The following is a 13183-nucleotide window of genomic DNA, read 5'->3' as shown; positions in this document are numbered from 1 at the left end:
CGCCCGCCCCGCCCCCAGGCGGGCGCTGCCCTCGTCGTGGGGCGGGGCGGTCGAAGTAGAAAGAATGGACTCCAGGCGCGACCACCTCGGACCCCCGGTCCGGCCGGCTTGCCGCTGCGGTGCATTTTCCCTAGTAACGGCCGGAGTCAGGCGCGAGGCATCCCATGAGCAACCTGAGCGGGCCGGAACGCCCGGCGGCTTCCGGCAAGGCCGACAGCCTCGTCGTCTTCCTGCACGGCTATGGCGCGGACGGCAACGACCTGATCGGGCTCGCCGAACCGCTGGCGCCGCATCTGCCGGGCACGCGCTTCCTCGCCCCGAACGCGCCCGAGCCCTGCGTCAACAATCCCGCAGGCTACCAGTGGTTCCCCATCCCCTGGCTGGACGGCTCGGGCGTGGCGGAGGCGACCGCCGCGGCGCTGCGCTCCTTCGACCTGCTCGACGGCTGGCTCGACGCGGTCGCGGCCGAGACGCCGCCCGAGCGCACCATCCTCTTCGGCTTCAGCCAGGGCACGATGATGGCGCTGCAGGTCGCGCCGCGGCGGCCCGAGGCCTTTGCCGGCATCGTAGGATTCTCCGGGCGGCTCCTGCATCCCGAGCGGCTGGGGGCCGAGATCGTCAGCCGGCCGCCGGTGCTGCTGGTCCATGGCGACGCGGATCCGATGGTCCCGGTCGCGAGCCTTTCCGAGGCGGCGGCCGCGCTCACCGCGGCCGGGGTCGAGACCCGCACCCATGTCTCCAAGGGCGTCGGCCACGGCATCGCGCCCGACGGGCTCGGCCTCGCGCTCGACTTCATCCGCGGGCGGCTCGATGCGACGGCGGGGCGGCCGTCATGAAACCGTGATGCCGCGGGGTTAGGCTGCATCGCATACGGGCCGCAACCCTATGTAGGGGCTTGTCTGGCGGCGCGGGCGAGATATAGTCTGACCTGGGCCGAGCCTCTGCGCCGCCATGCCGGCGCGGCCGGAAGCGGCCCGCGGGATACGGAGTTTGCATGCTGCAAGGCGCCCATATGCCCAGCTTCATCCGGCAGTCGGGCGGATTGCGCGACCATCCCGCGCTGGTGCTCAATGCCGATTTCCGGCCGCTCTCCTACCTGCCGCTGTCGCTCTGGCCCTGGCAGGAGGCGATCAAGGCGGCTTTCCTAGACCGGGTGATGGTGCTGGCGGAATACGACACCGTCGTGCATTCCCCCTCGATCCAGTGGCGCATCCCCTCGGTGGTGGTGCTGAAGGATTACGTGCGCCCGGCGCGGACCGCCGCCTTCACCCGCTTCAACCTCTTCCTGCGCGACCAGTTCACCTGCCAGTATTGCGGCGCGCGGGACGGGCTGACCTTCGACCACGTGCTGCCACGCTGCAAGGGCGGACGCACCACCTGGGACAATGTCGTGGCCTCCTGCGGGCCCTGCAACCTGCGCAAGGGCGCGCGCACGCTCAAGGAGGCGGGCATGCACCTGCGGCGCAAGCCGATGCGCCCGACGCCGGAGGAACTGCAGAACACCGGGCGCAAGTTCCCGCCGAACCACCTGCACGAGAGCTGGATGGATTTCCTCTACTGGGATGCCGAGCTGGAGGCATAGGCGCGCCACCAGAGCCAGGCGAGCACCAGCGAGGCGAGCGCGTTCCAGCTCGCCATCGACAGGCCGAGCATCGACCAGGCGACCTCGTCGCAGAGCACGACCGGGGTCGCGAGGATCTGGTCGAGCAGGTCGGCGGCGGGCAGGTCGCCGGGCGTGGGCGCGGTGCAGCTCGCCGGTCCCGGCCACCAGTCGCGCTCGATCCCGGTGTGATAGAGGCCGATCCCGGCGCCTGCCAGCATCGCCAGCGCCCCGAGCAGCGTCAGCCCGCGCTCCGGCCAGGCCAGCAGCAAGAGCCCCAGCGCGATGGCGATCCCGTGCGGCCAGCGCTGCCAGATGCACAAGGGGCAGGGCGCGAGCCCGCCGAGATACTGGAAGGCCAGCGCCCCGAGCAGCAGCGCGGCCGAGCCCACCGCCGCCCCGAGGCCCATTCGCTGCATGGCGTTCATCGGCCGAGCTCGATCACCAGAAATCCTCCTACCAGTGCCGCGAGCCCGAGGCTGAACACCAGCCCGAGCCGCTCCTCGATGAAATCGCGAATCGGCGGGCCGAAGCGCCAGAGCAGCGCGGCGATCACGAAGAAGCGCAGGCCGCGCGCGATGACGCTCGCCAGCATGAAGACGCCGAAATGCAGCCCCGTGGCGCCCGACAGGATGGTGATGACCTTGTAGGGAAAGGGCGTGACCCCGGCGACCAGCACCGCCCAGGCGCCCCAGTCGTTGTAGGTCGCGGCGAAGCGGTCGAATTTCGCGTCCATGCCGTAGAAGGCGAGGATCGGCTTGCCGACCTGCTCGAAGAGGCCCCAGCCGATGAAATAGCCGAAGGCGCCCCCGGCCACCGAGGCGAGGGTGCAGATGCCGGCGATGCGCCAGGCGTCCTGGGGCCGCGCGAGGATCAGCGGGATCAGGAGCACGTCGGGGGGGATGGGAAAGACCGAGCTTTCCACGAAGCTCACCGCCGCCAGCGCCCAGAGCGCGTGCCGGCTCGCCGCCAGGGAGATCGTCCAGTCGTAGAGACGGCGTAGCACTTTGTTCACACCTGCGCGGAATAGTCGGAGCCGAAGCAACACGGACCGCCGCGCGCGTCAAGGCCGATCGCTCTGCGCGTATCGGGAGGGGCGCGCGCCGCCGAAGGCCGAGATGACGACAGAGGATCAGGGTCCATCGGGCCGCACGCTGCGCCGCATCGGCACCGGGCTGGGGCTGGCGGTGGTGCTACTCTCCGGGATCGCGGTCCTGGGCATGCTCGCCGGCCCCGGGCCGCTCGCGCCCGACGCGCCGAGCCGGACGCTGAGCGCCGACCGGGCCGAGGCCGTCTCGCGCCAGGTCAGCGCGGCCTTCGAGAACATCCAGGCGGTCTGGAAGCGCGAATTCGCGCGCCGGTTCGGCCGGGACTACGTGCCGCCCGAGGTCCGCCTCTACACCGGAACCACGGTCTCGCCCTGTTCCGACGGCCAGGAGGCGACCGGGCCGTTCTATTGTCCGCGGAGCGTCGAGGCGGTGTTCGACCTGGCCTTCTTCGAGGCGCTCAACGCGCGGCTCCGCCGGAGCGGCGACCTCGGGGCGGCGCTGGTGGTCGCGATGATCTCGGCCTCCTATGTCCAGGACGAGCTGGGGCTCCTCGCCGAGGCCGAGACGCGGCGGCGGGAGGACGGCGCCCGCGGCGCGACGGCGGTCGACGAGGCGCTCGCGGCCCAGGCGGATTGCCTTGCCGGCGTCTGGGCGGCGCTGGCCGCCGACAGCGTCGGAGCGGTTCCGCCGGGCTTCTACGACCAGCTGATCGGCATCGCGAGAAACGTCATGGCGGAGCGCGCCGGCTTCGCGCCGGAGATGCCGAGCCGCCTCGATCCCTTCGAGGCCGCCAGCCGCGCCACGCGCGAGGCGGATTTCGCCGCCGGCTACGGCGCGGCGGATCCGGCCGTCTGCCTTCCCGGCCGTCTCGTTTCGGCCGAGGGCTGATCGGGCGTTCGGGAAAATCGGCGGGCCAGGGGATACCGCGAAGCGGCGATAGCGAGGCTGTGCCCCACGCCGGTTCGTCGGCCGCAGCGCGTGAGCGCGGAGGTCGAGGAGGCCGAGTTGCACCGTCAGCTGGTGATCCGCGCGCGCCTGACTGGGCGGGCGCGCTTGGCGCGCCTGCCCGGGGGGCAGGCAGGCGCGCGCGGATTTGTCTCCCGCCAAATCCGCGACGAGGATACGACGCCGCCGCAAGAGGGGGCGCCGGTCAGGCGGGAGGGCCGTCGGAATGCGCGGCCTTCACGGGCTGTCGCGGTCGAGCGGCTCCAGCGAGCCGCGGCGGGGCGTGCCGTCGGGCTGCACCGGAGGGGTGACGGTGATGCAGGTGCCCGCGGCGACCCAGACCCAGGCATCGCCCTGGAAGTCAACGCTGCTCGCGCCGTTCCCCTCGCCGCTGCCGATCCCGTCGTTCTCGCCCGCCCGCGCGATGCCGTAGCAGCGTTCCTCGCCCGCTGCGCCGGCTGCGGCCGGGAGGATCGTCGCCGCGATGGCGGCGAGCGCCAAAGCCTGCATCGCATTGTGGATCGTCATGCCTGCCTCCTGCCTGCTGCCTTCCCGCATGTGTCGCCCCGGGGCACGCGGGTCAAGGCCGCGCCGCGCTCAGCCGCGGGCCTTGGGATGGGCGGCGGCATAGGCCTCCATCAGCCGGACCTGGTCGACGCCGGTATAGACCTGGGTGGTGGCGAGCGAGGCATGGCCGAGCAGCTCCTGGATGGTGCGCAGGTCGCCGCCCGCTTCCAGCAGATGCGTCGCGAAGGAATGGCGCAGCGCATGCGGCGTCGCCGTGGCGGGGAGGCCGAGCTGCATGCGCGCGGCGGCCATGGCCTTCTGCACCAGCCGCGGGTTCAGCCCCCCGCCGCGCTGGCCGAGGAAGAGCGGCGCCTGCGCTCCGGGCTCGAAGGGGCAGAGCGCGCGATAATGCTCGATCGCGGCGCGCACCGCCGGCAGCACCGGCACCATGCGCTCGCGCCCGCCCTTGCCGCGGATGCGCAGGCTCGCGGGCAGGGGCGCGTCGGCCTGGCGCAGGCCGAGCGCCTCGGAGATGCGCAGGCCGCCGCCGTAGAGCAGCGTGACCACCGCCACGTCGCGGGCCGCGATCCAGGGCTCGAGGCTCTGGGCGGCCACGGCGGCGATCAGCGCGCGGGCGGCATCCGGGGCCACCGGGCGCGGCAGGCGCGGCTTGACGCGCGGCCCGCGGGTCGCGGTGACCGCGGGAGCCTCGATGCCCTGGGCCTCGGCCAGCCAGGCGTAGAAGGATTTTACCGCCGAGAGCGCCCGCGACATCGAGCGCGGCCCGAGCCCGCGGCCGCGCTCGCGGGCCATCCAGGCGCGGGCCTCCGCGGTGCCGACGCGGCCGAGCGCCGCGCGGCCCGCCGGCCCGCCGCCATGCAGGGCGAGGAAGCCGAGGTAGCCCGAGACGTCCCGCCGATAGGCGGTGATAGTGCGCGGGCTGAGGCCGCGCACGGCCTCGAGCTGCGCCAGCCATTCCTCCATCAGGGCCAGCGCGCCGTCGGACGGCGCGGGGCCGCTCACGCCAGCCAGCGCCGCAGGCTGCGCTCGAAGACCCCGGCGAAGAAGGTCAGCAGGTCGGTGCCCTGGTCGGCGTCGAACCGCTCCGCCTCGAAGGCGCCGAAGACGAGCAGCCCGGGCCGCTTGTCGGGCCCGAGATCGAGCCGGAGTGCCGCTTCGGAGCGGATGCGCGGGGCGTGCTCGCCGTAGAAGTCGGGCGAGGCCTTGGCGAGGCGCCTGAGCGTCACCCGGCGCGCGCCCATGCCGCGGCCCTGGGTGATATAGGTGTCCGAGCCGGTGTCGGGCAGGGCGATGACCACCCCGCGCAGCGGCCCCGAGGGTCCGAGCCCGCTGCCCGGCTCGGCGGCGGGCGCCTCGAGCCCGAGCCGGATCACGTCCACGCCGAGGATCATCGCGACATCGCGGGTGAGCACCTGCAGGAAGGCGGCGAAGTCGCCGGCGTCGAGCAGGGCGAGGCAGGCCCTATGCACTTGGTTCATGCCCGAGACGTTCTCGTAGGCGGCAGCGAGAACCTCGCGATGGGTGTCCTCGAGCCGGTCGAGCCGCTCCTCGAGCCGCTCCACGAGCACGCCGCGCAGGTCGACGACATTGCGCCCGGCGCTGCGCCGGTCGGCGCGCAGGAGCGCGCGCATCAGTTCCTGGTCCTCGAGGATCAGCGCCGGTTCGGCGATGATCCGCGCCCTGAGCGCCTCGTCGGTGTCGTCCGCTAGGTCCATCGCAGCCTCAAACGATTTTCTGCCCCGTCGCTTCCCAATCCTTCAGGAAGGCGGCCAGCCCCTTGTCGGTCAGGGGATGGCTCGCCAGCGTCTTGAGCACCGCCGGCGGGCAGGTCGCCACGTCCGCGCCGGCCAGCGCCGCCTCGCTCACGTGATTGGCGCCCCGGATGCTCGCGGCGAGGATCTCGGTCTCGAAGCCGTAATTGTCGTAGATGGTGCGGATGTCGCGGATCAGCTCCATGCCGTCGAGGTTGATGTCGTCGAGCCGGCCGACGAAGGGCGAGATGAAGGTCGCGCCGGCCTTGGCGGCGAGCAGGGCCTGATTCGCCGAGAAGCAGAGAGTGACGTTGACCATGCGCCCTTCCTCGGTGAGCGTGCGGCAGGCCTTGAGCCCGTCCCAGGTCAGCGGCACCTTGATCGCGATGTTGGAGGCGAGCTGCCCGAGCTTGCGCCCTTCGGCGAGCATGCCCTCGTAGTCGAGCGCCACGGTCTCGGCGCTGACCGGCCCCGCGACCGCCTCGCAGATTTCGCGGATCACCTCGATGAAATCGCGTCCCGATTTCTTGACGAGGCTCGGATTGGTGGTCACGCCATCGACGAGTCCCAGCTTGTCGAGTTCGAGAATGTCGCTGACCTCGGCGGTATCGACGAAGAATTTCATAGCAGCCGGTCGCTCCCCTGGCTCAAGCCTTGTGGTCCGCGCCGATACTATCCCAAGGTATTGGGTGATGGAACCATGCACGCGCCCCGACGGAGAAATATCGCCGCCCGAGTTCCCGGCCGGGTCCCAGGTCGCCGTGGTGGTGGCGGAGATGCTCGACCGCCTGCTCGACTACCGCGCACCGGAGGGCGGGCTCGATGCCGGCGACCTGGTCGAGGCGCCGCTCGGGCCGCGCCGGGTGCTCGGCTGCGTCTGGGGCAGGGGCGAGGGCGAGGTGCCGCCCGGCAAGCTGCGCGCGGTGAGCCGGGTGCTCGACCTGCCGCGCATGCGGGCGCCGATGCGCGACTTCCTCGCCCGCGCCGCCGATTACACGCTGACGCCGCTGTCGCTGATGCTGCGGCTCGCCACGCGGGTGCCGACCCTGGCCGATCCGCCCGCCGCCCGCCCGCTGCTGCGGCTCTCCGGGCAGGCGCCCGACCGCATGACCGCGGCGCGCGCCCGCGTGCTGGAGGCCTTCGCGGAATACGGCAACCTCGGCTTCGCGCCGGGGGAGCTGGCACAGATCGCCGGGGTCACCGGCTCGGTGATCAAGGGGCTGGAGGCCCAGGGCGTGATCCTGCGCGATGCCGTGCCGCGGGACGCCCCGTTCCCGCCGCTCGATCCCGATGCCGCCCCGAGCGCGCTCTCCCCGGCCCAGGCCGCGGCGGCGGAGGCCCTGCGCGCCGCGGTGCGGGCGGCGGGCTATTCCGCCACGCTGCTCAAGGGCGTCACCGGATCGGGCAAGACGGAAGTCTATCTCGAGGCGGTGGCCGAGACCTTGCGCGCCGGGCGGCAGGCCCTGGTGCTCCTGCCCGAGATCGCGCTTTCGGTGGAGTTCCTCGACCGGGTCGAGGCGCGTTTCGGCGCCCGGCCCGCGGAATGGCATTCGGGCGTGACCCAGGCCGCGCGCCGGCGCGCCTGGTCGGCGCTGGCGGCGGGATCGGCACAGCTGGTGGTGGGGGCGCGCTCGGCGCTCTTCCTGCCCTTCGCCGATCTCGGCCTGATCGTCGTCGACGAGGAGCATGACGGGTCCTACAAGCAGGAGGACGGGGCGCTCTACAATGCCCGCGACATGGCGGTGCTGCGCGCCTCGATCGAGGGGGCCGCGATCGTGCTCGCCTCGGCCACGCCGAGCCTCGAGACCTGGGCCAATGCCGATGCCGGCAAATACGCGCGCCTGGACCTGCCGGAGCGCTACGGGGTCGCCGAATTGCCCGAGATGGAAGCGCTCGACCTGCGGCTCGATCCGCCGGAGCCGGGGCGCTGGATCTCGCCGCCGCTCGAGGCCGCCGTCGGCGCGCGGCTCGCCGCCGGCGAGCAGGCGCTGCTCTTCCTCAACCGCCGCGGCTATGCGCCGCTCACCATCTGCCGGGCCTGCGGCCAGCAGGTCGGCTGCGAGCATTGCGACGCGCGCATGGTCGAGCACCGGTTCCGCAAGCGCCTGGTCTGCCATCAATGCGGCGCGACGAAGCCGGTCCCGACCGCCTGCCCCTCCTGCGGGGTGGAGGGCAAGATGGCCGCGCTCGGGCCGGGGGTCGAGCGCCTCGCCGAGGAGGCGGCCGCGCTCTGGCCCGAGGCCCGCATCGCCCTTCTCTCGTCGGATCTGGCCGAGAGCCACCGCGCGCTCAAGGCCCGCATCGAGGAGATCGCGGCGGGCGGCGCCGATCTGATCATCGGCACGCAGATCGTCTCGAAGGGGCACAATTTCCCGCATCTCACCCTGGTCGGGGTCATCGATGCGGATCTGGGGCTTCAGGGCGGCGACCTGCGGGCGGCGGAGAAGACCTTCCAGCTGATCCGCCAGGTCGCGGGGCGGGCCGGGCGCCACGAGCGCCCCGGCCAGGCGCTGATCCAGACCTGCCAGCCCGAGCATCCCGCCATCCGGGCGATTCTCTCCGGCGACGACGAGGCGTTCTGGCGCAGCGAGGCCGAGGCCCGGCGCCGGGTCGGCATGCCGCCCTACGGCCGGCTCGCGGGCATCGTCGTCACCGGCGCCGACGAGGCGCGCACCTGGGACGTCGCGCGCGCGCTCGCCCGCGAGAGCGGCGCGCTGCGCGCCCTTCCGGCCGAGGTCTTCGGCCCCGCGCCCGCGCCCATCGCCCGCGTCCGCGGCCGCTATCGGGTGCGTCTGCTGGTCAAGGCGGCCAAGGGCGTCCCGCTGCAGTCCGCCCTTCGCGCCTGGACCGCCGCGGTGCCCTGCCCGTCGACCGTGCGGGTCAGCGTCGACATCGACCCGCAGAGCTTCTTCTGAACGACCTCAGCCGGCCCCGGCCCGCTTCACGGAGACGGCTTCCCCGGTCGGGAGCGGGGAGAGGCAGAGGAAGGTTCCGGCGGCCGTGGCCACCGCCAGAGCCTGGGCGAGCAGGAAGACCTGCGGGAGCCCCGACGCCAGTGCCGGGGCGAGCAGCGCCCAGACCGCGGCGGCCGATGCGACGAGCGACATGGGTCGGGTGGCACCGCTCCGGGCGGCCAGCCAGAGGCCGCTCACGCCCAGGACGACCAGGCCCAGGACGCTAAGCTTGAGGGAACCTCCCGTCCGGCCGATGGTCATGCCCGGATCGACCGATACCGCGCAGGCCGAGCCCAGAATAGCGAGGATCGCGATCGCCCAGAGGATCCCGGGCCGAGCGCCCGCGTCCTGCGCCAGGCTGCGCAGCGCGAGCAGCGCGGCCATCATCAGGGCGGATGCCGCAAGCCAGTTGGCGATCTGCCCCTTGTGGTCCGCGCCGACGACTTCGGGCTTCATGGCGAAGAGCGGAATGCAGAGCGTGGCCACGAGCAGGAGCTTGCAGGCCCCGTCCCCGGAGATGCGGAGGATGCTCGTGCTGCCGTCGGCCTCGCGTCCGAAGGTGAGCGGCAGGATCGTCGCGAGCAGGATGAGCATCCCGAAGAGCTCGGTCCCTTCCTCGAGCATCGCGCGGATGCCCCTGGCGAGGTTCGATTCGAAGACGAAGACGTCCCCGACGTATTCCTGTCCGGCCACCGAGCCGAGCAGGCCGAAACCGAGGAGGAGCGGCAGGACCAGGCGCCGGCTCACCTGCGGGTCGGACCACAGCCGCCAGAGCGCGGAGAGGAGCGAGATCCCGACGACCGCCCCGGCCAGGAGCATCATCGGCCAGCTTCCCAGCCCGAAGGGCCGCCCGAGCATGCCCATGCGTTCGTGCAGCGAGCCGATCTCGTCGGCGGAGAAGAAGACCAGGATCGCGGCGAGGATCGTCCAGGCCCCGGCGACCGAGGGCGAGCGGGCGCGCTCGGCCACGCCGACGTCATAGGCATGGACGGCGAGCATCAGCAGAAGGATGCCGGACCACCAGGCAGCGATGTTGTTCTCGCTGGTCAGCTGGATCCGCGACATCAGCCCCGAAAGGAAATGCGGCTCGGCGAAGCGGATCCCGACGGCCAGCACGAAGGCGGCCGAGATCAGGACGGCGCCCCAGAACCAGACCGCCAGCGCCTGCCGCACGCGATCCCCCGGGTCGTGGATGGCGCGAAAGACGCCTGTCGTCGGATACGACGGGACCGCCGCCGGGCTGGCCGGCGCTTCGAAACCTTGGGCACTCATGGACCGGTCACCCCTCATACCGGATTGGACAAGAAAACAGGCACTGCGCTGCTAGAGCGCTGGGAACTAACACGCCTTTCGGGTTCTTGACAGTTTTGTGACACTGCGAAGTTAATCGACCGCCCGCGGTTCCACGCGCGGACCGTCCGGTTAACGGTGCGCAGCGCCGGGATGGACGTCGGTTCTTCTTCCCGGATTCATGGCCGGAACTCTGGCGGGCGATCCGATACTACGCGCCTTGCGAGCGCTTCCGGATCGGCATATCATTGCCGCCCAATCCGGAAATCCTTGACAAGCGCCTTTCCGGCGGCTCAGGACAACCATCAGGCGATCTGCCGTCCCGGCGGGAACAGGAGGATCGGAAGGTGCCGGGGCGGCGGGGTCCGGGCACCGGAGCGCTTGTCCGGGAGATGCCGGGTGACCTGTCCGTCTGGAGCGAGATGACCGCGGCGACCCCTGCAGCCTTTCGTCCCGTCCCCCTGATTCTGGTGGCGGTCGCCGTGGCCGGCGGTGCGCTCGCCTGCCGGATGCTCGGCCTGGGCGAGGGGGTGCTGCTGGTGGCGACGCCGGCCTCGGGCATGGCGCTGGCGGCGGCGCTGGTGCTGCGCTGGAAGGGGGCGCTGGCGGCGACGGCGGGGTTCCTCATGGCCGGGGCGATCTGGGGGCTCGCGCCGGGCGATCTGGTCGCCGACACGCTCGGGCACGGGCTCGCCGCGCTGGTCGGGGCGCAGGCCATGCGCATGCTCGCCCGTCGCCGCAGGGTCGAGACCAAGACCCGCGAATGGCTGATCTTCGTGGCCGGCGTCGCGGCCTTCACCGCGACGATCGTCGCCGTATTTGCGTTGGCCGAGCTCGCGGGCGCGCTCGCTGTCCCGCCGCCGCCACCGCTGGCGCCGATGCTGGCGGCGGTGTTCGAGCCGCTCGGCATCCTCACCTTCTGCACGGTGCTGGGGAATTTCCACGAACTCCGCCAGATCCGGGCCGATCCGCGGCCGACCGTCGGGATCGCGGCGCTGGCGCTCGTGCTTCTCGGGCTGCTCTGGGCGCTCCTGGAGCTGCCGCCCGAGATCGTCAGCCGCAGCGGCGTCACCCTGCTTCTCGCCGTGCCCTTCTGCCTCTGGGTCGCGATGCAGCAGCGCAGTCTCGACGGCGGGGTGCTGTCCTATCTGGCGGCGCTGGCGGCGCTCGTGATCGTGCGCCGGGAGGTGCCGTCGGTCCTCCATCCCGATTTCATCGCGACCGTCGTCTATCTGACCCTGCTCGTGCTGGTCTGCCAGCTCGTCCATGCGGTCAATCTCGATCGGTTGCTGGCGCTGGCGGAGGTCGAGGGGCACAAGCGCGAGCTGGAGGCGCGGGTGGCCGAGCGCACCGAGAAGCTGAGCGCCATGACGGAGCGTGCGCTCGCCGCGGATGCCGCCAAGACGCGCTTCATGGCGACGGTGAGCCACGAGATCCGGACACCGCTCAACGGCGTGATCGGCATGGCGAGCGTGGTCCTGGCGGGCGATCTCGACGAGCGCACGCGGCGCAATGTGGCGATGATCCGCACGTCCGGCTTTCACCTGCTCGAGGTCATCAACCGCATCCTCGATTTCTCCAAGCTGGAGCATTCCGAGGCGGTCGACGAGGTCACCGCCTTCGACCTGCGGGATCTGGTCGAGGAGGTGGTGGTCGAGGCGCGGTTCTCGCCGCATTCCGAGGGCATCGAGATCGGGGCGACCGTAGATCGCGACCTGGCGGCGATCCGCCGCGGCTATCGGCAGGGCCTGCGCCAGATCCTCACCAACCTGGTCGGCAATGCGGCGAAGTTCACCGATGCGGGATCGGTCCGGGTGCGGGTCCGGGGGCTGGGCGGCGCGTGGCTGCGCATCGAGGTGCGCGATACCGGCGTCGGCATCGCGGAGGGGCAGAAGGAGCGCATCTTCCTGCCCTTCGAGCAGGCCGACGGGTCGATGACGCGGCGCCACGGCGGCACCGGGCTGGGGCTGGCGATCTGCGCCGAGATGACCCGGCGCATGGGCGGGCGGATCGGGGTCGAGAGCGCGCCGGGCAGGGGCTCGCTCTTCTGGGTCGAACTCCCCCTGCCGGCCGCCGCGCCGGGAGAGCTGGCGCGGGCCGAGACACTGGCGGCCGGCGGCGCGGCCTGAGGCCCGGGCAGCGGCGGGACGGGGCGGGCGGCCCGCGCATTGACGCGGGGCGCGAGGCGCGCGATAGCCGGGGTGAGGCGCAAAGTCGTGGGAACAGCGGGATGACAGGAGCTTCGAATGGGACCCGCCGGGCCGGGGAGGCGGGGTCGTGACGGCGGTTCGGCTGCTGGTGGTGATGGGGGTCGCCGGCTGCGGCAAGAGCACCGTGGCGGCGGCGCTGGCCGAGGCGCTCGGCGGCAGCTTCGTCGATGGCGACGCGCTGCATCCGCCGGAGAACATCGCGAAGATGAGCCGGGGGGAGCCCTTGACCGATGCGGATCGCTGGCCCTGGCTGGAGCGCTTTGGCGCGGTGATCGCCGCGCGCGGGGGGCGCGTGGTGGGGGCCTGCTCGGCGCTGAGGCGGGCCTATCGCGACCGCATCCGGGCGGCCGCCGGCGAGCCGGTGCTCTTCGTGCATCTCGACGGCAACCGGGAGCTGATCGCGGGCCGCATGGCGGCGCGGCGCGGGCATTTCATGCCCACGAGCCTGCTCGACAGCCAGTTCGCCGCGCTGGAACGGCTGGGGCCGGACGAGGCGGCGGTGGTGGCCGATATCTCGGGGGATCCGGAGGCGGTCCTGGCGGGGATTCTGGCCTCGCTCGAGGGCCGTCTGGCGGCGTCCTAGGCCCGTCCCCATGGGGACAGGCGGCAACCTGCTGATATTGTAGCGTTATCCGGACGTTCATGCGCCGTTAACCCCATTTGTGGGCGGTCCGGCCGTGTCGGTGGTCCTGTCCGGGGGATGCGTGAGCGGCGAGGGAGAATACCAGCGGCCCTTCCGATTGACCGATCCTGAAGCTGACCTTCGGGACAGGGAAAAGGCGGCGCCCCGCGCGGCCCGCACCGCATGCCCCCGGACCGAGAAGGCGAGGCGCCGGTGGCGCCTTGCCCGGTCCGG

General features: G+C 72.2%; 13 protein-coding genes. 6 read left to right on the top strand and 7 right to left on the bottom strand.

Annotated elements, in window-relative coordinates; genetic code table 11:
- Positions 1-164 precede the first annotated feature (164 nt).
- Both V7050_RS11390 and V7050_RS11385 read left to right on the top strand, forming a co-directional pair.
- Positions 165-836: an alpha/beta hydrolase gene (locus V7050_RS11390; RefSeq protein ID WP_324367671.1), complete on the top strand. Its 672-nt coding sequence runs from the start codon at positions 165-167 to the stop codon at positions 834-836.
- A gap of 176 nt (positions 837-1012) precedes the next feature.
- Positions 1013-1582 (top strand): HNH endonuclease, encoded by a 570-nt coding sequence (locus tag V7050_RS11385; protein ID WP_324367668.1) that lies wholly within the window; start codon positions 1013-1015, stop codon positions 1580-1582.
- Here the strand turns inward: V7050_RS11385 and V7050_RS11380 are convergent.
- A complete protein-coding gene (locus V7050_RS11380) occupies positions 1555-2028 on the bottom strand; it encodes a disulfide bond formation protein B (RefSeq protein WP_442885584.1) in 474 nt (157 codons plus the stop codon). The genes V7050_RS11385 and V7050_RS11380 overlap by 28 nt on opposite strands.
- Complete coding sequence (locus V7050_RS11375) at positions 2025-2606, bottom strand: YqaA family protein (protein WP_324367663.1); 582 nt, start codon at positions 2604-2606, stop codon at positions 2025-2027. The genes V7050_RS11380 and V7050_RS11375 overlap by 4 nt, the downstream gene beginning before the upstream one ends.
- Before the next feature lie 112 nt (positions 2607-2718).
- On the opposite strand from V7050_RS11375, the gene V7050_RS11370 reads away from it, so the two are divergent.
- The gene (locus tag V7050_RS11370) at positions 2719-3537 is read left to right on the top strand and encodes a neutral zinc metallopeptidase (RefSeq protein WP_324374588.1); all 819 of its coding nucleotides are present in this window, start codon (positions 2719-2721) and stop codon (positions 3535-3537) included.
- Between the two features lie 294 nt (positions 3538-3831).
- Here V7050_RS11370 and bufA1 read toward each other — a convergent pair whose 3' ends face one another.
- From bufA1 to fsa, 4 genes are all read right to left on the bottom strand, one after another.
- Complete coding sequence (bufA1, locus tag V7050_RS11365; RefSeq protein WP_324367659.1) at positions 3832-4122, bottom strand: BufA1 family periplasmic bufferin-type metallophore; 291 nt, start codon at positions 4120-4122, stop codon at positions 3832-3834.
- A 69-nt stretch (positions 4123-4191) separates the two neighbouring features.
- Positions 4192-5085 carry a tyrosine recombinase XerC gene (locus tag V7050_RS11360; protein ID WP_324367675.1) on the bottom strand — a complete coding sequence of 298 codons (894 nt, stop codon included), beginning with the start codon at positions 5083-5085 and terminating at the stop codon, positions 4192-4194.
- 35 nt (positions 5086-5120) lie between these two features.
- A complete protein-coding gene (locus tag V7050_RS11355; protein WP_324367657.1) occupies positions 5121-5837 on the bottom strand; it encodes a DUF484 family protein in 717 nt (238 codons plus the stop codon).
- Positions 5838-5844: 7 nt separating this feature from the next.
- Positions 5845-6498, bottom strand: a complete 654-nt coding sequence (fsa, locus tag V7050_RS11350; RefSeq protein WP_324367655.1) for a fructose-6-phosphate aldolase — start codon at positions 6496-6498, stop codon at positions 5845-5847.
- Positions 6499-6565: 67 nt separating this feature from the next.
- Here fsa and V7050_RS11345 point away from each other — a divergent pair, with 67 nt between their 5' ends.
- Complete coding sequence (locus V7050_RS11345; RefSeq protein WP_324367653.1) at positions 6566-8788, top strand: primosomal protein N'; 2223 nt, start codon at positions 6566-6568, stop codon at positions 8786-8788.
- Positions 8789-8794: 6 nt separating this feature from the next.
- Here V7050_RS11345 and V7050_RS11340 read toward each other — a convergent pair whose 3' ends face one another.
- A complete protein-coding gene (locus tag V7050_RS11340; RefSeq protein ID WP_324367651.1) occupies positions 8795-10099 on the bottom strand; it encodes a hypothetical protein in 1305 nt (434 codons plus the stop codon).
- Positions 10100-10539: 440 nt separating this feature from the next.
- On the opposite strand from V7050_RS11340, the gene V7050_RS11335 reads away from it, so the two are divergent.
- Positions 10540-12246, top strand: coding sequence for a sensor histidine kinase (locus V7050_RS11335; RefSeq protein WP_324410550.1), 1707 nt, complete (start codon positions 10540-10542; stop codon positions 12244-12246).
- A 148-nt stretch (positions 12247-12394) separates the two neighbouring features.
- Complete coding sequence (locus tag V7050_RS11330) at positions 12395-12910, top strand: gluconokinase (protein ID WP_324410548.1); 516 nt, start codon at positions 12395-12397, stop codon at positions 12908-12910.
- Positions 12911-13183: the final 273 nt, after the last annotated feature.

This window comes from Amaricoccus sp. (assembly GCF_036846665.1).
GTDB lineage: Bacteria > Pseudomonadota > Alphaproteobacteria > Rhodobacterales > Rhodobacteraceae > Amaricoccus.
Note: the sequence above shows the minus strand (reverse complement) of the source record. Positions and strands in the feature narration are given on the sequence as shown.